Source organism: Rhodospirillales bacterium, assembly GCA_028824295.1.
GTDB lineage: Bacteria > Pseudomonadota > Alphaproteobacteria > TMED109 > TMED109 > VXPW01.
Genome location: JAPPED010000001.1, coordinates 42477 through 62146 on the forward strand (window position 1 = coordinate 42477; position 19670 = coordinate 62146).

Annotated in this window: 18 protein-coding genes and 2 pseudogenes; 15 read left to right on the top strand and 5 right to left on the bottom strand. The window is 62.2% G+C overall.

The genetic code is table 11. The features are described 5' to 3' along the window. The first annotated feature begins 7 nt into the window (after positions 1 to 7). A complete protein-coding gene (locus tag OXH60_00220; protein MDE0710548.1) occupies positions 8 to 784 on the top strand; it encodes an ATP-binding cassette domain-containing protein in 777 nt (258 codons plus the stop codon). 30 nt (positions 785 to 814) lie between these two features. Continuing rightward, positions 815 to 1648: a substrate-binding domain-containing protein gene (locus OXH60_00225; GenBank protein MDE0710549.1), complete on the top strand. Its 834-nt coding sequence runs from the start codon at positions 815 to 817 to the stop codon at positions 1646 to 1648. Between the two features lie 92 nt (positions 1649 to 1740). Here OXH60_00225 and OXH60_00230 read toward each other — a convergent pair whose 3' ends face one another. Continuing rightward, positions 1741 to 2622 carry a helix-turn-helix transcriptional regulator gene (locus OXH60_00230; GenBank protein ID MDE0710550.1) on the bottom strand — a complete coding sequence of 294 codons (882 nt, stop codon included), beginning with the start codon at positions 2620 to 2622 and terminating at the stop codon, positions 1741 to 1743. A 383-nt stretch (positions 2623 to 3005) separates the two neighbouring features. On the opposite strand from OXH60_00230, the gene OXH60_00235 reads away from it, so the two are divergent. The 5 genes from OXH60_00235 to OXH60_00255 all read left to right on the top strand — a co-directional run bounded on the left by OXH60_00235 (position 3006) and on the right by OXH60_00255 (position 8045). After that, on the top strand, positions 3006 to 3647 hold the full coding sequence (locus OXH60_00235) for a hypothetical protein (protein MDE0710551.1): 642 nt from the start codon (positions 3006 to 3008) through the stop codon (positions 3645 to 3647). A 317-nt stretch (positions 3648 to 3964) separates the two neighbouring features. Further along, positions 3965 to 5641 carry a formate--tetrahydrofolate ligase gene (locus OXH60_00240; GenBank protein MDE0710552.1) on the top strand — a complete coding sequence of 559 codons (1677 nt, stop codon included), beginning with the start codon at positions 3965 to 3967 and terminating at the stop codon, positions 5639 to 5641. Positions 5642 to 6103: 462 nt separating this feature from the next. Next, complete coding sequence (locus OXH60_00245; GenBank protein MDE0710553.1) at positions 6104 to 6928, top strand: DUF1538 domain-containing protein; 825 nt, start codon at positions 6104 to 6106, stop codon at positions 6926 to 6928. Further along, the gene (locus OXH60_00250; GenBank protein MDE0710554.1) at positions 6925 to 7725 is read left to right on the top strand and encodes a DUF1538 domain-containing protein; all 801 of its coding nucleotides are present in this window, start codon (positions 6925 to 6927) and stop codon (positions 7723 to 7725) included. Before OXH60_00245 ends, OXH60_00250 begins: the two co-directional genes overlap by 4 nt. Continuing rightward, a complete protein-coding gene (locus tag OXH60_00255; protein ID MDE0710555.1) occupies positions 7722 to 8045 on the top strand; it encodes a P-II family nitrogen regulator in 324 nt (107 codons plus the stop codon). The genes OXH60_00250 and OXH60_00255 overlap by 4 nt, the downstream gene beginning before the upstream one ends. Before the next feature lie 66 nt (positions 8046 to 8111). Here the strand turns inward: OXH60_00255 and OXH60_00260 are convergent, their stop codons facing one another. Further along, positions 8112 to 8357: a sulfurtransferase TusA family protein gene (locus tag OXH60_00260; protein ID MDE0710556.1), complete on the bottom strand. Its 246-nt coding sequence runs from the start codon at positions 8355 to 8357 to the stop codon at positions 8112 to 8114. Next, complete coding sequence (locus OXH60_00265) at positions 8354 to 8746, bottom strand: carboxymuconolactone decarboxylase family protein (protein MDE0710557.1); 393 nt, start codon at positions 8744 to 8746, stop codon at positions 8354 to 8356. Before OXH60_00265 ends, OXH60_00260 begins: the two co-directional genes overlap by 4 nt. 263 nt (positions 8747 to 9009) lie before the next feature. On the opposite strand from OXH60_00265, the gene OXH60_00270 reads away from it, so the two are divergent. From OXH60_00270 to OXH60_00305, 8 genes and pseudogenes are all read left to right on the top strand, one after another. Continuing rightward, the gene (locus tag OXH60_00270; protein MDE0710558.1) at positions 9010 to 10734 is read left to right on the top strand and encodes an amidohydrolase family protein; all 1725 of its coding nucleotides are present in this window, start codon (positions 9010 to 9012) and stop codon (positions 10732 to 10734) included. Positions 10735 to 10802: 68 nt separating this feature from the next. Next, positions 10803 to 11153 (top strand): septum formation initiator family protein, encoded by a 351-nt coding sequence (locus tag OXH60_00275; GenBank protein MDE0710559.1) that lies wholly within the window; start codon positions 10803 to 10805, stop codon positions 11151 to 11153. Between the two features lie 28 nt (positions 11154 to 11181). Next, on the top strand, positions 11182 to 12270 hold the full coding sequence (pdhA, locus tag OXH60_00280) for a pyruvate dehydrogenase (acetyl-transferring) E1 component subunit alpha (protein MDE0710560.1): 1089 nt from the start codon (positions 11182 to 11184) through the stop codon (positions 12268 to 12270). Positions 12271 to 12285: 15 nt separating this feature from the next. Further along, positions 12286 to 13260 (top strand): annotated as a pseudogene (locus OXH60_00285) (pyruvate dehydrogenase complex E1 component subunit beta). A 30-nt stretch (positions 13261 to 13290) separates the two neighbouring features. Then, complete coding sequence (locus tag OXH60_00290; GenBank protein MDE0710561.1) at positions 13291 to 14565, top strand: pyruvate dehydrogenase complex dihydrolipoamide acetyltransferase; 1275 nt, start codon at positions 13291 to 13293, stop codon at positions 14563 to 14565. A 4-nt stretch (positions 14566 to 14569) separates the two neighbouring features. Next, entirely contained in the window at positions 14570 to 15970 is a 1401-nt protein-coding gene (lpdA, locus tag OXH60_00295) for a dihydrolipoyl dehydrogenase (protein ID MDE0710562.1), read from the top strand. A 209-nt stretch (positions 15971 to 16179) separates the two neighbouring features. Continuing rightward, positions 16180 to 17106: pseudogene (gene lipA / locus OXH60_00300) on the top strand (lipoyl synthase). 14 nt (positions 17107 to 17120) lie between these two features. After that, positions 17121 to 17585 (top strand): type II toxin-antitoxin system RatA family toxin, encoded by a 465-nt coding sequence (locus OXH60_00305; GenBank protein ID MDE0710563.1) that lies wholly within the window; start codon positions 17121 to 17123, stop codon positions 17583 to 17585. A gap of 83 nt (positions 17586 to 17668) precedes the next feature. On the opposite strand, the gene OXH60_00310 is transcribed toward OXH60_00305, so the two are convergent. Together OXH60_00310 and gdhA are read right to left on the bottom strand one after the other, a co-directional pair. Next, entirely contained in the window at positions 17669 to 18268 is a 600-nt protein-coding gene (locus tag OXH60_00310; GenBank protein ID MDE0710564.1) for a hypothetical protein, read from the bottom strand. 24 nt (positions 18269 to 18292) lie between these two features. Beyond that, complete coding sequence (gdhA, locus tag OXH60_00315) at positions 18293 to 19651, bottom strand: NADP-specific glutamate dehydrogenase (GenBank protein MDE0710565.1); 1359 nt, start codon at positions 19649 to 19651, stop codon at positions 18293 to 18295. Positions 19652 to 19670: the final 19 nt, after the last annotated feature.

Genomic DNA, 19670 nt, shown 5'->3' on the forward strand with positions numbered 1-19670 from the left:
ATTCAATGTGCGATCGCCAGCACCCGCCTGGCGCGAAGAGACGCAGCGCGCGGCATCACCCGAGGTGCTCCTTGAGACGCGCGCACTCTGCTTCGACGCAGGTGGAAGACGGCTCATCGATCGCATCGACATCGATATCCGCGCGGGCAGGCGGACAATGATCATGGGCGCCAACGGGACCGGCAAGAGCCTACTGCTCCGGCTCCTACACGGTCTCATCCCGCCAACGAGAGGAGAGGTGCTCTGGCGAGGCCGGCCACTTGACCGGAGGGGTCGACACGCGCAGGCGATGGTGTTTCAGCGCCCGGTCATGCTGCGCCGATCGGTTATCGCCAATCTTCGTTTCGCCCTCGCAGTGCGGGGCTTTACGGGTTCAGAACGCGCCATGAGAGAGACCGAGGCCTTGCAGCGGGCACAACTCGAAGGACTGGCCGCCCGACAGGCCTGCGTGCTGTCCGCGGGTGAACAACAGCGCCTCGCCGTTGCCCGGGCGCTTTCCTGCGCACCCCGGATACTGTTTCTTGACGAGCCGACGGCAAGCCTTGATCCGGTCTCTACCCACGCAGTAGAGCAGCTCATTCGAGAGGCCCATGCTGACGGAGTCACCATCGTCCTCGCGACGCACGATGTGGGACAGGCGCGACGGCTAGGTGACGATCTGGTGTTCATGCATGCCGGTCGCGTTGTCGAAACCGGTCGCGTGTCCAATGTTCTCACTGCGCCGCGTTCGGAAGCGGCCCGGGCCTGGCTCGAAGGGCGCCTATACCTGGATTCATCGTCGTAACGGAAGATTCTCGGAGCAAGCGTGTACGTCATGACCCGAAGGACGCTGCTCGGCCTAACTGTCGCCGCAGTGGCGATCCTTGGGCAAAGCGACAGGTCGTCCGCGACCGAGAAGTTCATTGTCGTCCAGTCGACCACATCGACCGATCATTCAGGCCTGTTCGATCGCATCCTTCCGGTGTTTCGGGAGAAGACCGGCATCGAGGTACGCGTTGTTGCGGTGGGAACCGGCCAAGCGATCAAGAATGCGGCGAATGGCGACGGCGACGTGCTGTTTGTCCATGACAGGGTCGCAGAGAACGAGTTTGTTGCAGATGGCCATGGCGTCAGTCGGGCGGACGTCATGTACAACGATTTCATCATTGTCGGCCCGCCCGCTGATCCCGCTGGTGTGGCCGGCGCAACCGATGCCGTGGTCGCCTTGTCGAGGATTGCCGATTCGGATGCACTGTTTGCCTCGCGCGGAGACGACAGCGGAACGCACAAGACAGAATTGCGGCTCTGGCATCAAGCAGGAGTGGATGCGGTCGCCGCTTCGGGTTCCTGGTACCGCGAAACCGGCTCAGGCATGGGAGGAACCCTTAATACCGCAATCGGACTGGGTGCCTACACCATGGTTGATCGGGCAACCTGGATCAGCTTCGGCAACAAGCATGGCTACCGGGTTATGGTCGAAGGCGATCCGCGGCTCTTCAACCAGTACGGCATCATCTTGGTGAACCCGGACAGACATCCGCGGGTAAAGGCCAAGTGGGGCCAGCAGTTTGTCGACTGGGTTCTTTCCAGCGACGGCCAGACCGCAATTGCGTCCTACAAGGTCGACGGTCGGCAAGTCTTTTTCCCGAATGCCCGGCGGGTGCCATAGAGGCTGCGCTCTGATCAGAACCCATTGATCGCGACACTTTGCGGCAACGTCTGGCCGGCACATGTGCCGATCGGTGCTGGCCCGAGAGGGTCCTACGGCGATAGCCAGCGCACGGTCCCGAGGTCGGTCAGACGGTAGCCGCCCATGGATGCAGCCTTGCGCCGCAGAGGTTCGTTGCGGGCAAACGCCAACAGTGTCTGTACGGGTTCCGTGAAATACGCACGGCGATTGATCAACAAGTCGAACCGCTCCTCGACGAGCGGCAGGAACGGCAGGTGGAACTGGCGTGCCATAGCTTCGATTCCCATCGCGGCATCGGCTTCACCGGCTGCCACTGCTGCGGCTGCATCGCTTTCGGTCCGGGCAAGGCCGCTGGACGGGACCAAGTCGTTCAGCGTTAACCCCGCCTTGGCCAGCAGATCCTCGAAGATTGCCGCGGCGCCTGCTCCCGGTTGGCGGAGGGCGACTCGTTTCCCTTTCAAGTCAGCCATTTGCGTCACTTCGCCCTGCACCCGATCCGACAGGATCAGTCCCCGCGCCCGCACCGCCCACGCAATGAGAACGCTGGCGCGGATTCCCATCTCTTCAGCCGTCTGCACGTTCCAGCCCCGGTGTTCCGGGATATGGATGCCGGCTAGGGCCGCCCGCCCTTCGGAGAATCGCTTGAGGCCGTCGACGCTGCCGTTGAAGAGGGTTGCCAGAGTTGAACCGGATTCTCTTACCGCCCAGTCAAGCAGTGGGTCATGCGAGCCGGTAAGCACAGCGGGCCGTTCCCGGGGCATCGATGTGCCCGCACCCTCGATCCACGCCAGGATCTCGGCACTGGGGAAGAGCAGCTTTCCGGTGACCCTGCGGTGCGGAATCCCGCCGCTAGCAGCCAGATCATAGACCTTGCGTTCCTTCACACGGAGCAGCGCTGCCACCTCTTTCGTCGTCAGGTACAGCGGGTGGTCCCTCTGCGCGTCCGCCTGCATCGCCTGTCTCATGCCTCCAGGAACCGCACCATCCGCAGCGCAATGCATACAGGATATGCGGGCGACTTGGTGGTTCCACTCTTGGGCACGGGTTACCCGCATCGCTGATGGCGCACGGCATGGTGCGCCGGCCTCGATGACGAAACCGTCGGAGCCCCCTCGCGGCCGAAGCGGCCCACAGGGCCGTTACAATCCGCTGGATGGGATTCGCTACGACCATCCTGAGCGCCGGTGGTATTGAGAGGTCGTGGGCCAAGGGTGCGCTGGTCCTGGCAGCGTCAGGCTGCCTGCTGGCCGGCGGGCCCGCATTGGCCCAATGCCAAGACGACGCACCAATGGTCTTGCACGGCTCATTGCCTCTGTCGCCCGAACCGGAGAGCCTAGTGCTGCTTCGGCACGCCTTGACCCGCTCCCATGACCCCGATGCACGCACCGGGCCTGAACGGGCTGCTCTCATCGCGAGTCTCGACAGGATTCTGACCCGCATAAGAACGACTTGGCCCGACATGGCAGCGGTCACGGCTCGCCCTCTCTGGCAACCTGGGCGGCTGATCCTGCATTCGGACCCGTCACTGGGTGGGAAGGTCCTGCGGGGGCTTGGAGAACGCGGAGCACTCGCTCCGTTCTGTACCGGCCACGCAGGGTTTGATGCGCTCAATCGAGCCGTTGGCCTTAGGGCAATTGCAACGTTTCACCACCTGCCGGACATGTTCGTGATGGATTTCGATTCGGACTTGGACGTTCCGGGCGTTGCCGCGCGGTACGAATCCCTTGATGGGATGATCACTGCGTCACCGGACGCCCCGATGGGAGACGGCCCCGGGATCCAGGTGTCGCGCTCGAATGGCGAATGGTTCCTGGTGTTCCGCCAGGCGTGGGAGGATTGTCCGTCCGGTTGCATGTATTCCGAGATCCACTTTTTCGTTGCCGATGAGCGCAGGGTTGCCCGAATCCATTACGAGAAAGCGGCTCGGATGGAAGAGTTCTCGGACATCCTCGCCGCACGTGGTTGGCGGCTCCAGTGACGCATCTGCGTCTGTTCCCGCGATCGACCCAAGTGTCGTCTTGGACTGAAGACTACCGGCAAGAGGACCCGGAGCTGCCACGGCGGCGATCCGCACGCGTGGATTCACCAGAAGGGGATGAAGTGCGGATGTGGCAATCGCGGCACGTTGGGGCAGGCCCGAGCGGCCCTAATCCCTCGCGAAACGCAGGCGCTTCGGGAGGCTCCGGCGGGCTTTCCTGTCAGCTGGAGCCGAATTCCCATCCCTGCGTCGGCATGCTAGGAATGCTGGCTTTCCGGTCGGGCGACTTGCAGCGCTGACCGCGACAGGCCAAGCCCATGCACCAGACCAGCGATATCGAGATTGCGCGTGCCGCCAACCTTCTTCCCATCCAGGAAGTTGGCGAAGGACTGCAGATTCCGGCGAGGCACCTGGTTCCATGGGGTCGAAGCGTCGCCAAACTCGACCTGGATTTCATCGACTCGATGTCGGGACGCCCCGACGGCAAGCTCGTGCTGGTGACGGCCATCACGCCCACCCCTGCCGGAGAAGGCAAGACCACCACAACGGTCGGGCTGGGCGACGCCTTCAATCGCGTCGGCAAGCGAGCGGCGATTTGCCTTCGGGAGCCCAGCCTTGGGCCGTGCTTTGGGCTCAAGGGGGGCGCTGCCGGTGGCGGTTACGCGCAGGTGGTCCCGATGGAGGACATTAACCTCCACTTTACCGGCGACTTCCATGCCATCGGTGCCGCCCACAATCTCCTGGCCGCGATGGTTGACAATCACGTGTACTGGGGAAACGCGCTGCAGCTTGACGCGCGACGGGAAGGATGGCGCCGGGTCGTGGACATGAACGACCGGGCCCTGCGCGACGTGGTGCTGTCCCTCGGGGGCGTCAGCAACGGCTTTCCGCGGCAGTCCGGGTTCGACATCACCGTGGCATCGGAGGTCATGGCCATCTTCTGCCTGGCCGAGGGCATCGCCGACCTCGAGCGGCGGTTGGGCAACATTGTCGTCGGGCGGACCCGGGAGCGCGAGCCTCGCCGGGCGCGGGACCTGCAGGCGGACGGTGCAATGGCGGTGCTGCTCAAGAACGCACTGATGCCGAACCTGGTCCAGACTCTTGAGAACAACCCGGCGTTCGTGCACGGGGGACCGTTCGCCAATATCGCCCATGGCTGCAATTCGGCGATCGCGACTCGCGCCGCGTTGAAGCTTGCGGATTACGTGGTGACCGAGGCGGGGTTCGGAGCCGACCTCGGGGCTGAGAAGTTCTTTGACATCAAGTGTCGAAAGGCCGGACTCACGCCGGCCGCGGCCGTTGTGGTCGCGACGGTGCGGGCGCTGAAAATGCATGGCGGCGTGGCGGTGAAGGATCTGGGAAGCGAGGACCTCGAGGCCGTCCAGAGGGGCCTTGAGAATCTCGGCCGGCATCTGGACAACGTCGCGAAGTTCGGTGTACCGGCAGTGGTTGCAGTGAATTGCTTTACCAGCGACACCCAGTCGGAAATTGCGGCGATCCAGGATTACTGCGCTGCACGTGGAACGGTGGCAGTTCCCTGCACCCATTGGGCGGACGGCAGTGCCGGCACGGAGTTGCTCGCCCGCAGCGTGCTGGACCAGATCGAGGGTAATCCGACGTCATTTCAGCCCCTCTATCCCGATGATCTTGGCCTCTGGGAAAAGATCGAGTTAATCGCACGGGAGATCTACGGGGCTGCATCCGCATCCGCGCCCGCGAGCGTTCGGTCGCAGATTGAAAGATTCGAGGACGAGGGCTACGGGCACTATCCGGTGTGCATGGCCAAGACGCAGTACAGTTTTTCCACGGATCCTGCCCGCAAGGGAGCGCCGACCGGCCACACCCTTTCCGTGCGCGAAGTCCGAATCGCTGCAGGCGCCGAGTTCCTCGTGGCGATCTGCGGAAACATGATGACGATGCCTGGTCTGCCGCGAGAGCCCGCGGCCAATCGTATCCGTCTGGACGCCCAAGGTCAGGTAGAAGGGCTGTTCTGACAGGCGGCGATCGCTCGCCCTCGTTGTCATGCACCTGGTACTCTGACACACGCAGAGAGACTCCAGGAACGCGCGGACATCGCTGCAGCACGGCGTCCGGCATCCTTCTAGCCCTCTGTGACGTTCAGGAGGGTACGAGTGACTCGAACTCAGTCGAGATTGATAGAAAGGATAGGAAGAAAGAGGCAATTAAAATAGTGTGTTGAATGATTATTTTCACGACTATCTGAAGAACATTGCGATGTTGTTCCCGCACGCTGCCGACGATGGCGTGTGGGGAGCTGTTGGGCGGTACACGTGTCAGTTCGGTTGCTGGCGGCGGTCCGTCGGACAGTGTGGAACGACTAGTGCAGTGCTGCACGGATGAAAGGACACAGCCAGGGAAACCCCGTAACGATGCGCTGTACAGCTCTCCGGAGCCGCACGTAGGCGCACTGGTTGACTTCTGATCCGACTGTGGGCATGACACGTCGGAACGTGCGACGAGCGGGTGTCGGCATGCGGATTCCGTCTTCACCTGCTTTGCAGCTAGCGCGTCGCGGCGCATCTGCCCCAGGGCGGGCTCTCCGACGGTTCCTGCGTCTCTTCGCGGGGGCCGGTCGTGACCTGGCACCGCTGATCGGCGTCGTCGCTTTCTTCCAGTTCGTCATCTTTCGCCAACCGCTGCCCGACTTCGAATCCATCCTGCTGGGATTGGTCTTCGTTGTCCTAGGGCTAGCCATGTTCATTCACGGGCTGGAGACCAGCCTGTTCCCCATCGGGGAGGACATGGCGAATGCCCTCACGGCGAAGGCGAGTGTGCCGTGGCTCCTGGTCTTTGCTTTCGGCTTGGGTTTCGGGACCACGGTTGCCGAACCGGCATTGATCGCGGTGGCAGGGGAGGCCGGCAAGATTGCCGCCGAGGCTGGCATGATCGAAGCGACGCCGGCAGCAATCGAGCACTGGTCAAATCGGCTTCGGCAGGTTGTTGCTGTCTCCGTGGGCTCGTCGATCGTGCTCGGGGTCATGCGCATCATCCGCGGATGGCCGATCCACTTCATCGTGATCGGTGGCTACATGGTGGTGCTGGTCATGACGGCATTCACGCCGCCTGAATTCGTGGGAATCGCGTATGACGCGGGTGGCGTGACCACGTCGACCATCACGGTGCCTCTCGTGGCCGCGCTCGGGGTTGGATTGTCGACGGGGATCCGCGGCCGAAGCCCGGTTACGGACGGTTTCGGAATGATTGCGCTCGCGAGTCTCTTTCCGATCATCTTTGTGCTCGGTTACGGAATGGCGTCGTGACCGGTATCGGTCAGGCAGCCGTCGACCTCGTGCCGGCACTGCTGCAGACCCTCTCCGACGTGCTCCCGATCATCCTTCTCCTGTTTGTTTTTCAGGTCGTGGTCCTGCGTCGCCCGTTGCGTCATCCTGGCAGGAAACTGATCGGCCTAGGCTACGTCGTTGCCGGCTTGGCCCTTTTTGGTGCCGGACTGGAAAGCGCCTTGTTTCCCCTGGGCCGAAGCATGGCTGCGCAGTTGACAGCGCCTGACTTCCTGGGGCTGACCGAAGGCGAAATCGGGCCACCCGGCGCGTACCTGTGGGTGTACGTCTTTGCAGCTGCGATCGGGTTTGCCACTACAGTGGCGGAACCGGCTTTAATCACGGTCTCCATCAAGGCCGAACAGGTGTCCGCCGGCACGATCCGGGCGTTTCCGCTCCGGCTGGCCGTCGCCCTGGGAGTCGCGGTCGGGGTGGCGCTTGGAACCTATCGGATCGTTTCGGGTACGCCACTCCACTGGTACATCATGGCGGGCTACCTGTTGGTTGCCGCACAGACAATCTGGGCGCAGCGGGTCATGATCCCGATTGCCTACGATTCCGGCGGCGTCACCACTTCGACCGTGACTGTTCCCGTGGTTTCTGCACTGGGAATCAGTTTGGCCGCGGCGATTCCGGGCCGCAGCCCGCTTGTCGATGGTTTTGGACTGATTGCCTTCGCCAGCCTCTTTCCGATCATTTCGGTACTGGCCTACGCGTGGACGGCGGCTTGGCTGCTGCGTTACCGTCGCTGGACCAGACGACGCGAGAGGACCTCATGAAGCTGAAGCTCATCATTGCCATCGTTCCCGATACCCGCACGGAGGACTTGCAGGAAGCGGCACGGGCGGCCGGGGCTACGGGCATCACCGTCATCCACCAGGCGCGTGGCGAGGGCCGCGCGCCCGCGAAGACGTTCCTTGGCATGGACACGCAACTGATGTGCGATGCCCTGATGCTCGTGGTGGCGGCCAGTCGGGCTGAACGTGTCTTGGCAGCCATCACGGAGGCCGGTGGCCTCGAAGAAGAGGAGGGGGCGGGCGTGGCGTTCCAGCTTGACGTTGAAGCGGCCAGGGGATTCCTCACGCAGTTGCCTGACTGACGATCCGAAACCGGGGTCGCCTTGTTGTCGGACGGCGGGGTCTGCCGCCGGAAGACGAATCGTCCGCTATCGCCCCTTACGCCCCGTACGAAGCCGGATCTCGAACACCCCCTCACGCTCGACAATTCCCAGGAGCTCGTGGCCGGCGATCTCGCAAAAGGCCGTGAAGTCTGCCGGTGCGGACGAATCGTCAGCGCTGATCAGGGCTTCGCTGCCGGACGACACGCGCCGCAATGCCTTCCGGGCCCGAATGACGGGCAGCGGGCACCGAAGCCCCCGATAATCAAGCATGATCAGCGATTCGTCGGTCATGAAGGCGTCTTGCCTGCCTTCTCGTCATTCCTGACCCGTTTCGCGATCCGGAAGGCCGCAACTCCCGCCGGCATCCCACTGTAGACTGCGACCTGGATGAGGGTCTCTCGTATCTCTTCCCACGTGCATCCATTGCGACGCGCACCTCGAACGTGCAACTCGAATTCTTCGTCTCGGCCAAGGGTGGCCAGAATGCAGAGGTTGTTGAGACTGCGGCGCGCCATGCTCAGCCCATCACGGCCCCAGACACCGCCCCAGCAGTACTCAGTGAGCAGATTCTGAAAATCGTCCGTCAGCGGATCACTGTGCCCGGTCGCCCGATCAACATACCGATCACCCAGGACTTTTCTCCGAATTTCAAGGCCCTGCTGGTAGCGTTCCTCAGACATGGTGGTACTCCGTTCCGTCACATCCCAAACAAAATGTAGCTGTACTGCATGACGACAGCGCGGAGCATGGGGAACCCCCGATCAGCCGCGACCGCGGACACTGGCCGGTAAAGCGAGCCGATCGGCTGCGAAGTGCTGCCAAGTTTCGGCCCATCGTGCTCGGAAATTGAGGTTGGCTCGAGCGCACCGGCGGCTGCGCGATTGTCCCGCTCCATTTCACCGGGTTACTATGAAGGTCGTCAGCAGCCGGTAAGATTCTCCTGATGCACGATCTCTTGATTAGGGGCGGCACCGTTGTCGATGGCACCGGTGCCAGGGCTCGGACTGCTGACGTGGCGGTGCAGGGAGATATCGTGACGGCGGTGGGGACCGTGGACGGTCCCGCAAGACGGACCATCGATGCGGACGGGGCACTGGTGCTGCCCGGTTGGGTGGACATTCATACGCACTACGACGGCCAGGCGACCTGGGATGCCGAGCTGACACCCTCCTCGCTGCACGGCGTTACCACGACGGTGTTCGGAAATTGTGGGGTCGGCTTCGCTCCTGTGCGTCCGGGCAGCGAGCCCTATCTCATTAACCTGATGGAAGGGGTGGAGGACATCCCGGGTACGGTCTTGTCGGAAGGCGTTGATTTTCGGTGGGAATCGTTTCCCGAATACATGGACGTCCTGGCCGAAACCCCTCGGACAATGGATGTGGCGGCGCAAATCCCGCACGGCGTGCTCCGGTTCTACGTGATGGGGGAGCGTGGCGCCGACCATGAAGCGGCGCCCACAGAAGATGAAATCAGTCAGATGCGGGATCTGGCCGAAGCAGCGCTGCGCGCGGGCGCAGTCGGGATCTCGACATCAAGGACGACCAAGCACAGGGCCGCCGATGGCCGCATGACGCCCGGTTTGTCGGCCGACCGCGCGGAACTGTCCGGGTTGGCTGAGGCCATGCGGAGGGCAGGGGCAGGAGTGTTCCAGTGCAACACGGACTTCGGTCCCGGCGAGTACGAGATCCTGGAGGGGATCGCCCGGCGTTCGGGGCGTCCGCTCTCGGTGCTCTTGCTGCAGATCGACCGTGAACCCCAGTTGTGGCGGCAAACGCTGGGGGCCATCGAGCGCTCGAATCAGGCTGGGCTGCAGGTCAGAGGTCAGGTCGGATGCCGTCCCATCGGCGTGATGATGGGCCTGGAAACCAGCATGAATCCGTTCAAGACGCACCCGGCTTGGGAGTCGATTGCAGGTCTGTCGCCGAGAGACCGTATCGCGGCCCTTCAAATCCCGGACCTGCAAAGACGGCTGGTCGAAGAGCGGCCAACGGACCCGTACACCAAGTTCATGGACTATGGGCTGACCCGGGCATCCGAGTTCACACCGGGGTTCGACTATGAACCGGTACCGAACGAAACCGTTCACGCGAGGGCGGCTGCAGCAAATCGAACGGCGTGGGATCTTGCCCTCGAACTTATGCTCGAATCCGATGGCAAGGGGTTGCTGTTCTTCCCATTTGAGAATTATGCTGATGGAGATTTGACCGTTATCCGCACGTTACTGGAATCACCGCACACGGTGTGCGGCCTTGGCGACGGGGGTGCACACGTTGCGACGCTGTGTGATGCGGGGTACCCGACTTTCCTGCTTTCGTACTGGGCTCGTGACCGCGTCAAGGGGCCGGGCCTGCCCCTGGAGCACTTGGTGCACAAGCAGACATTGGCAACGGCCAGTTCGTACGGTTTGCACGATCGGGGGCAGCTGAGACCCGGATTCCGTGCAGACATCAACGTCATTGACTTCGATTCGCTGAAGGTGACGCGGCCCGAAATCGTCTATGATCTTCCCGCTGGCGGGAAACGTCTCCTGCAGGGTGCCGAGGGATACCTTCACACGATAGCCTCTGGGGTGGAGGTGCGGTCGATGGGCGAATTTACGGGTGCGCGGCCCGGCCGCCTGTTGCGGGGGGCGACAGCGCTGCCGGCAGAGACGCAAGCGACGGCGTAAGCCAGATGCGAAGGAAACCGCTTGAAGGCGCTGCGGCCCCGCCGCTCCGCACAGATCGGTACCCGAGGGTGCAATCACGGAGCGCGCGTCCGGGCAACCGCCTTGACCGCAGGAATCGGTTCGTCGGCCTGATTCGTCGGGCCGCGCTGGTGGCCGTGATCGGCTATGTCGCGTTCCACGTGCTCAGGGGTGATTTCACGCCTAATGCGCTGCTTGAACAGAAGCGCGAAATTCAAGCGGCCGAAGACACGGTGTCGGAGCTTCAGGTAGTTCACGATCGTCTGGAGGATCGGGTTTCCCGGCTGTCACGAAACTCGCTGGACCTGGATCTTCTGGAGGAGAGGGTCCGCGTCATGCTGGGCTGGGCCAGGCCCGATGAATACGTGTTCGTAATTGATTCAGACGAAGCCGGACAGTGATCGGCTCAGGCCCGCGGGGTAGTTCCTGATGGCCGCTTCGAAACGGGTGAAAGAAGGGGCGCGGGAACTCTCGCCGCTGGCGAGCCTCGCGGCCCGGGCGGCGGCATCGTATGAACCGATGCCCAATGGGCATGAGCAGGTGGATTTGGGTTTGCCACCAGGTGAGCTGCTCGACATCCACCGCCGCATGCTGCTTCTGCGACGACTGGAAGAGCGGATCGGACAGCTGTACGCGATGGGCGAGATCGGCGGATTTTGTCATCTCTACATCGGCCAGGAGGCAGTCGCCGTCGGGATGGAGCGCGCGACCCGATCGGATGATCCCGTCATCACGGCCTATCGATGTCACGCGCACATGGTTGTCCGGGGGGTTGCTCCGGAACTGGTGATCGGAGAGCTGCTGGGCAAGGCCGAAGGGGTTTCGGGAGGGAAGGGCGGCTCGATGCACATGTTCGATCCTGCCCGGAACTTCTATGGCGGCCATGGCATCGTCGGAGCCCAGGTTCCACTTGGAACAGGAATAGCTTTTGCCCTCAAGTATCGGAAAACCGACCGTGTATGCGTGACGTACTTTGGGGATGGCGCGATCAGTCAGGGGCAGGTGGCTGAAGCCTTCAACATGGCAGCACTCTGGAAGCTTCCGATCGTGTACGTGGTCGAGAACAACCAGTATGGAATGGGGACTGCCGTCGACCGAGCCAGCGCGGTATCCGCCCTGCACAAACGAGGTGAGTCTTTCGGAATTCCCGGACAGGAAGTCGATGGAATGGATCCAGTCGCAGTGGAGCGGGCAGGAAAGACGGCGCTGGAACATGCCCGTTCCGGGCGGGGGCCGATGCTCCTGGAGATGAAGACCTATCGCTACCGTGGCCACTCCATGTCAGACCCGGCTCTATACCGGACCCGAGAAGAAGTGCAGAAAGTCCGCGACGAACGGGACCCGATTTCGCGCGTGGCCGATCTGCTCGTGAACGCCGGGGTGGTCGACGCCGATCAGCTGAAAGCGGTGGATCGTGAAATCCGGGCAATGGTGATGGAGGCCGTTACAGCGGCGCAAGCCATGCCGGACGCCGACCCGGCTGAACTCATGACCGACATCTACTCCGGCGGCAGCTGACGTCCAATGCGCGAGATATCCGTGCGCGAAGCCATTCGGGACGCGATGGCCGAAGAGATGCGACGAGACGAGTCCGTGTTCCTGATGGGCGAGGAGGTGGCCGAATACGAGGGTGCCTACAAAGTCAGTCAGGGGCTGCTGGAGGAATTCGGGCCGGAGCGTGTGGTCGACACCCCGATTACTGAAGCCGGATTCGCGGGCGTCGGTGTGGGGGCCGCGATGATGGGCCTGCGTCCCATCGTGGAGTTCATGACGTGGAATTTCGCGATGCAGGCAATTGATCAGATCGTCAATTCTGCGGCGAAGACCAGATACATGTCTGGTGGTCGTTTGAGCTTGCCCATTGTCTTTCGCGGGCCGAATGGCGCCGCCTCGCAAGTGGCTGCCCAGCACAGCCAGGACTACGGGGCTTGGTACGCGCACGTGCCCGGGCTCAAGGTAGTGGCACCGTTCGATGCTGCCGACGCGAAGGGATTGCTGACGGCTGCGATTCGGGATCCCGACCCTGTCGTGTTTCTCGAGCACGAGTTGCTCTATGGCGACACGGGGCAAGTGCCCGATGGGGAGCATGTGGCGGAACTGGGTCGAGCAAGGATCGTCCGACCGGGACGGGATGTGACGCTGGTAAGCTGGTCGCGCGGGGTGGCAGCAACGCTGGCCGCGGCCGAAACGCTCGCGGAACAGGATATCGAGGTGGAGGTCATTGACCTTCGGACGCTGCGACCGCTCGATCGTGCAACTGTGCTTGGCTCGGTGCAGCGGACACACAGAATCGTATGTGTGGAGGAAGGGTGGCCCAGCTGCGGAATCGGAGCCGAGATCATTGCGACTGTCACCGCCGAGGCGTTTGATGCACTGGATGCCCCACCGAGGCGGGTAAGCGGAGCGGAAGTGCCCATGCCATACGCTGCACATCTCGAGGCTCTGGCCCTACCGAACGTCGAAACTGTTGTCCGCGTCGCGCGCGAAGTGAGCTACGTCGATGTCTGAAGCCCGCTGGCAGCTAGGGGAATTTGAATCATGCCGACACTGATCCGGATGCCGGCACTATCGCCGACCATGACGGAAGGCACGCTTGCCCGATGGCTCAAGAAGGAGGGTGACGGTGTCGAGCCGGGGGATGTGATTGCAGAAATCGAGACCGACAAGGCAACGATGGAAGTCGAGGCGGTTGATGAGGGCACGCTCGGCAAGATTCTCGTCGCGGATGGAACGGAGGGCGTTGCCGTCAATTCCGTAATTGCGGTTCTGATGGGTGAGGGAGAGGATTCACAGGCTCTGGAGGATGCGACGGCCGGTCTCGACGAACAATCCGTGCCTCAGTCAGCTGCAAGGACGGAATCGACCGCTCCCGCACCCGCGTCTGCCACGGATATGTCAGCCAAAGCCGTTTCAGCGCCGGCACCAGTGCCAGAGACAGCGGCACCGAAGCAGCCGACGTCGAAACCAGACCGCGTTGCGGCTAGCCCGCTGGCGCGCCGCATGGCGGCACAATCGGGGCTTGATTTGGGATCCATCCGCGGGTCGGGACCGCATGGACGAATTGTCAAGGCAGACATTGACCGGATCCTCCAAGCTGGCACCGTGCCTGTAGCGAGCGAGGCCGAACAGCCGCCGGAACGAATTGAACTGAGCAACGTCAGGAGGGTCATTGCCGCCCGACTACTGGAAGCCAAGCAGACGATTCCGCACTTCTACTTGGAGACGGACGCTGATGCCGGCGCCCTTCTTGATCTGCGAAGACGCATCAACGCCGACCTGGAGCGGGAACGGCGGGTTAGCGTGAACGATCTCGTCGTCAAGGCCACGGCGATGGCCTTGCGACGTGTGCCTCAGGTGAATTCGGCCTGGGGAGGCGACCACATCGTGAGGCATCGACAGGTCCATGTCGCGGTTGCGGTTGCGGTCGATGACGGGCTCTTTACCCCGGTTGTACGAAACACTGATCGCAAGGGGATCCTTGAGATTGCCGGCGAGATTCGGGCGCTCGTGGACAAGACCCGGTCTGGCAAGCTGATGCCCGAGGAGTATCAGGGTGGCACGTTCAGCGTGTCCAATCTGGGCATGTATGGAATTGAGGCTTTTGCAGCCGTGATCAATCCGCCTCAGGGCGGGATTCTGGCGGTTGGCGCGGCCACCGAGAGACCGATCGTGCGCGATGGCACGGTGAAGTCCGCGCCGGTGATGACTCTGACTCTGTCGGGAGACCACCGGGTGATCGACGGGGCGGTCGGTGCCCGCTGGTTGGCGGAGCTCCGAGCATTCATTGAAGATCCCGCCTTGATGCTGGTTTAGAGCCGTGCCGCAAACAGAGTACGACGTCGCCGTGATCGGCGGCGGCCCGGGCGGATACGTGGCCGCCATTCGCGCTGCCCAGCTGGGAATGCGAGCGGTGGTGGTGGAACGTGAGCACTTGGGGGGCATCTGCCTCAACTGGGGATGTATCCCGACCAAGGCGCTGCTGCGAAGCGCGGAGATCCGCCACATGCTGGCTGAAGCCGAAACGCATGGCTTCACATTTGGTCAAGTAAAGCTCGACGTTGGCAAGCTCGTTGCGCGAAGCCGGACGGTTGCTGACCAGCTCACCCGCGGCGTCGGGCACCTGCTGAAGAAGCACAAGGTGGACGTGGTGGAAGGGAGCGGGTCGCTTGCCGGGGCCGGCCGTGTCCGAGTGGCGCAGGACGGCGCAGACGAGCAACTCTTGTCGGCTTCCCATACGATCATTGCGACCGGCGCGCGGGCTCGGGCATTGCCGGGTATCGAGCCCGACGGCCAGCGAATTTGGACCTACCGGGAAGCCCTGTTGCCGGACGCCGTTCCCAAGCGCCTCCTGGTTGTTGGATCCGGTGCCATCGGCATGGAATTCGCGAGCTTTTTCGGGGACTTGGGGTCGGAAATTATCGTGGTGGAGGTGCAGGATCGGATCGTACCTAACGAGGATGCCGAAATTTCCGCGCTTGCCGAAAAGATCTTTCGTTCCCAGGGCATGCGGCTACTCACGAATTCCGCCGTCCAGTCAGTCCAATCGAAAGGTCAGGCACTCCACGTAACGGTCCAGCTTCCCGACAAGACAACGGACACGGTGGCTGTAGACAAGCTGATCCTTGCGGTGGGAATTACGGGAAACGTGGAAGAGATTGGTCTCGAAGCGGCGGGGGTCGAGGTTGAAGGGGGGCACATCAAGACGAATTCAGTCGGGGCGACCGGGGTTCCAGGCATTCATGCGATCGGGGACGTTACCGGGCCGCCCTGGCTGGCTCACAAGGCCAGTCACGAAGGAATCGCATGTGTTGAAGGCATCGCAGGCATGGAACCCCATCCACCGGATACGTCCCGCATTCCGGCGTGCACCTATTGCCGCCCGCAGATTGCCAGTATCGGATTGACAGAGGCCGCAGCCGCGGCGGCTGGACACGACGTCAAGATCGGAAGGTTTCCGTTCCTCGCCAACGGCAAGGCCATTGCGCTGGGCGAGGCCGAGGGGCTCATGAAGACGGTCTTTGATGAAACGACAGGAGAACTTCTCGGAGCCCACATGATCGGCACGGAAGTGACTGAACTGATTCAGGGATTTGCGATTGCCAGAACAATGGAAGCGACCGAGTTGGACTTGATGCATACCATATTCCCGCATCCTACTCTGTCAGAAATGATGCATGAATCGACGCTGCAGGCATTCGACCGTGCCATTCATATCTGAAGCTCGAGGGTCCGCCATCGTCGGGCCTTCCCGGTCGGAATGGCCGAAGCTTGGAAGCGCGGTCGGTTGCTTGCAACGGCGGGATCGTAGTTGCCGCTTGAAGCGCGCCGAATGCAGACCTCATTAGGTCATTGAGGTCAACCATGCACCCACGAACCGGATACATCAGCACTGCCCATCTGGCCCCCGCGTCCGGTGCCAAGCCGTCGCGGAAGCCGCCTTGGATTCGGGTCAAGGCGCCTACGTCCGAAGGCTATCAAAGGACGAAGGAGCTCGTTCACGGACTGAGCCTGCGGACTGTGTGCGAAGAAGCCGCCTGTCCGAATATCGGCGAATGCTGGAGCCAGGGTCACGCGACCATGATGGTGCTCGGGGAGATCTGCACGCGCAAGTGCGCGTTTTGCAATATCGCCACAGGACGGCCACAGCCCGTCGACCCCGGCGAGCCCCAGCGGCTTGCAGATGCAGTGGCGGCTCTGGGCCTCACCCACGTGGTAATCACGTCAGTCGACCGCGATGACCTGGTCGACGGCGGTGCGGGTCATTTCGCGGCCTGCATCGGCGCCATTCGCGCCACCAGTCCCGGGGTGACCGTAGAGGTCTTGACCCCGGACTTTCAGCGGAAAGCCGGTGCCCTGGAAGTTATCGCCGAGGCGGCGCCGGACGTGTTCAATCACAATCTGGAAACCGTTCCACGTCTCTACCGGACGGTTCGGCGCGCCGCCGACTATGCCCACAGCCTGGGCCTCTTCGTCCGGATGCGGGCACTGAACCCGAAGATCTTCACCAAGTCGGGGCTCATGGTCGGATTGGGGGAGACCGACGCGGAAGTTCTGGCGGTTATGGACGACATGCGCACGCACGATGTCGATTTCCTGACGGTTGGGCAGTACTTGCAGCCAACGCTCGGACATCATCCGATCGATCGTTTTGTCTCTCCCGAGGAATTCGGGGTGCTGGAGGCGGAAGCCCGCATGCGCGGATTCCTGCTGGTATCGGCTTCTCCGCTGACCCGTTCCTCCTATCACGCAGATCAGGACTTCCGAAAATTGCAAGCGGCACGCCGTTTTAGAACAGGCACGACCCCCGGGCACGGTACTGACCACGCCTGCCATGAGCGTGTGTCCCGCGCCTGATTCAGGTAGTACGGATGCCACGCCATGCTGAACGCAGGGTTTCTGCGTTTACGCCGGAGCAACTGTTCGACCTTGTTGTCGATGTCGAGAGATACCCGGAGTTCCTCCCCTGGTGCCTGGGCGCTGCCATCACCGCACAGCACGAGGACGGTTTCGAGGCCGATCTGGCCATTGGTTTTCGTCTGCTTCGCGCCAGCTACCGCAGCAGGATCACGCATCACAGGCCAACACGCATCGACGTAAAGCTTGTCCGCGGGCCGTTTCGCCACCTCGTCAACCACTGGCGCTTCGAACAGGTGGACGGGCTGAAGACGGAGATCGATTTCGAGGTCGATTTTGAATTTCGTTCAACCGTATTCTCGAAGGCCATGTCACCGCTATTTGGCGTTGCCGTTCAGCGCATGGTCCACGAGTTTGAACGGAGGGCGCAGCGCCTGTACTCTGGTACACCCGAGGCCCGCGCAAAAGTCATCGGGTAGCATCGGGCCAGATGGAACGGGCTGGCAGGGCCACAGGCCGTTAGGTATCGACACCAGATTGTCGCGACAGACATGGAAGTGGTTTAGGCCGGGTTGCGCGGTGCAAATCCTTCCAGGCAGCGCGCCAAGGTTTCGATCCGACTGAGTTCCTGGTCCAGCATCGCAAACACGGAATCCAGGCTCCGTTCTTCCTCATCGAGAAGCCACCGGCGACACGTTCGGATCCAAACGTATGCGAGCGCCGTCGCGCGAACAGTTCGCTCAAATTCGCTGCCTGCCAATCCCGCCGCGTCCAAGACGTTTCCCATCGATGTTTGGATGCGGCCAAACGTGCGGGCGGCGGAGTTTGGACAGCGTAGCGCGTGGGAGCCAAACTCGCGGAACGCGGCACGATGTGGGGCCAACACGTCCAAGCGGCACATCAATGCTTCCAGCAGCCTCTCCTTGGGGGAGGCAGCGGCGAAATCCTCTTCGTCCAGAGCCGCAATTACGCGTTCGTCGGTTTGGCGGGCAAGGGCGTCCAAAACATCATCCCGACCTGAGAAGCGGGCTTCGGCAGTTTCGGGGTCTACTTCGGCCATACGGGCTAGATCGGCCACCGTCGCTGACCGCCAGTCGCCTTCCTCAGCGGCACGGAGGGCGGCCTGCACCAAGCGTCCCGTCAACGAATTGTCAGTAGACACGGCACTCCCGGTCGCCGGAGGGGTTCACACCACCCCAAAGGCAAGCATGGCTTCCGCTACCTTGCGGAAGCCGGCGATGTTGGCGCCAGCAACGTAGTCGATGGAGTCGCTGTCTTCGCGTCCGAATTCGACGCACCGACCGTGGATATCGGACATGATTTGTTCAAGCTGACGCTCCATGTCGGCAAGCGTCCACGACAAGCGTGCGGAGTTTTGGCTCATCTCCAGCCCGGAAACCGCCACTCCCCCGGCATTGGCTGCCTTGGCCGGACCGAACATTACGCCAGAATCGGTCAACACCGGGACAGCATCAAGCTCCGTCGGCATGTTGGCGCCTTCGCAGACAGCCGTGACGCCGCCCTCGATCAGGCGACGGGCATCCTCGGTGCCGATTTCATTTTGCGTGGCGCATGGAAGCGCGACGTCGCACGGGACCATCCAGGGCCGGGCATCGGCATGGTAGGTGGCCGATGCGAATCGCTCTGCGTACTCGGCAATGCGACCGCGCCGAACTTCCTTCAATTCCCGCACCCAGCGAAGTTTATCGTCGTCGATTCCGTCTGGATCATGAATGCATCCACCTGAATCGGAAAGCGTCTGAACGATCGCGCCCGACTGCAGTGCCCGTTCGGCTGCGTGCAGCGAAACGTTGCCGGAACCGGAGATACTGATGCGGAGGCCGCTCAAATTTCGGCCGACCTCGTTCAGCATGTGTTCGAGAAACAGCACCACCCCATACCCCGTGGCCTCGGTCCGGATCAGACTGCCTCCAAACTCCATTCCTTTCCCTGTCAGGACACCCTCGAACGACCCGGTAATCCGCTTGTACTGTCCGAACATGTAGCCGATTTCCCTGACGCCGACGCCGATGTCGCCGGCGGGCACATCAAGGTTGGGTCCGATGTGGCGATAGAGCTCATTGATGAATGATTGGCAAAATCGCATCACTTCAGCCGGCGACTTACCTTTCGGATTGAAGTTTGCACCGCCTTTGCCAGCGCCCATCGGTAATCCGGTGAGACTGTTCTTGAACGTCTGCTCGAAGGCCAGAAACTTGAGGATGCTCGGCGTGACCGTGTGGCTGAAGCGAAGGCCTCCCTTATAGGGGCCGATGGCGTTGTTCATCTGCACGCGAAACCCACGGTTGACGATGATCTCGCCAGCATCGTTCTGCCAGGACACACGAAACGAGACCATGCGGTCGGGCTCGGTCATGCGCTCCAGGATTCGAAGCTCTTGGTAAACAGGATGCCGGTTGATGTACGGCAAGAGGGTGTTCGCTACCTCGTAAACCGCTTGATGAAATTCGCGCTCGCCGGGATTACGGACGACGAGGCCGTCCATGAATTTCTGCAGTTGAGCCGGCTGGCATCTGCCAGGCATCATTGCTTTCCATACACGC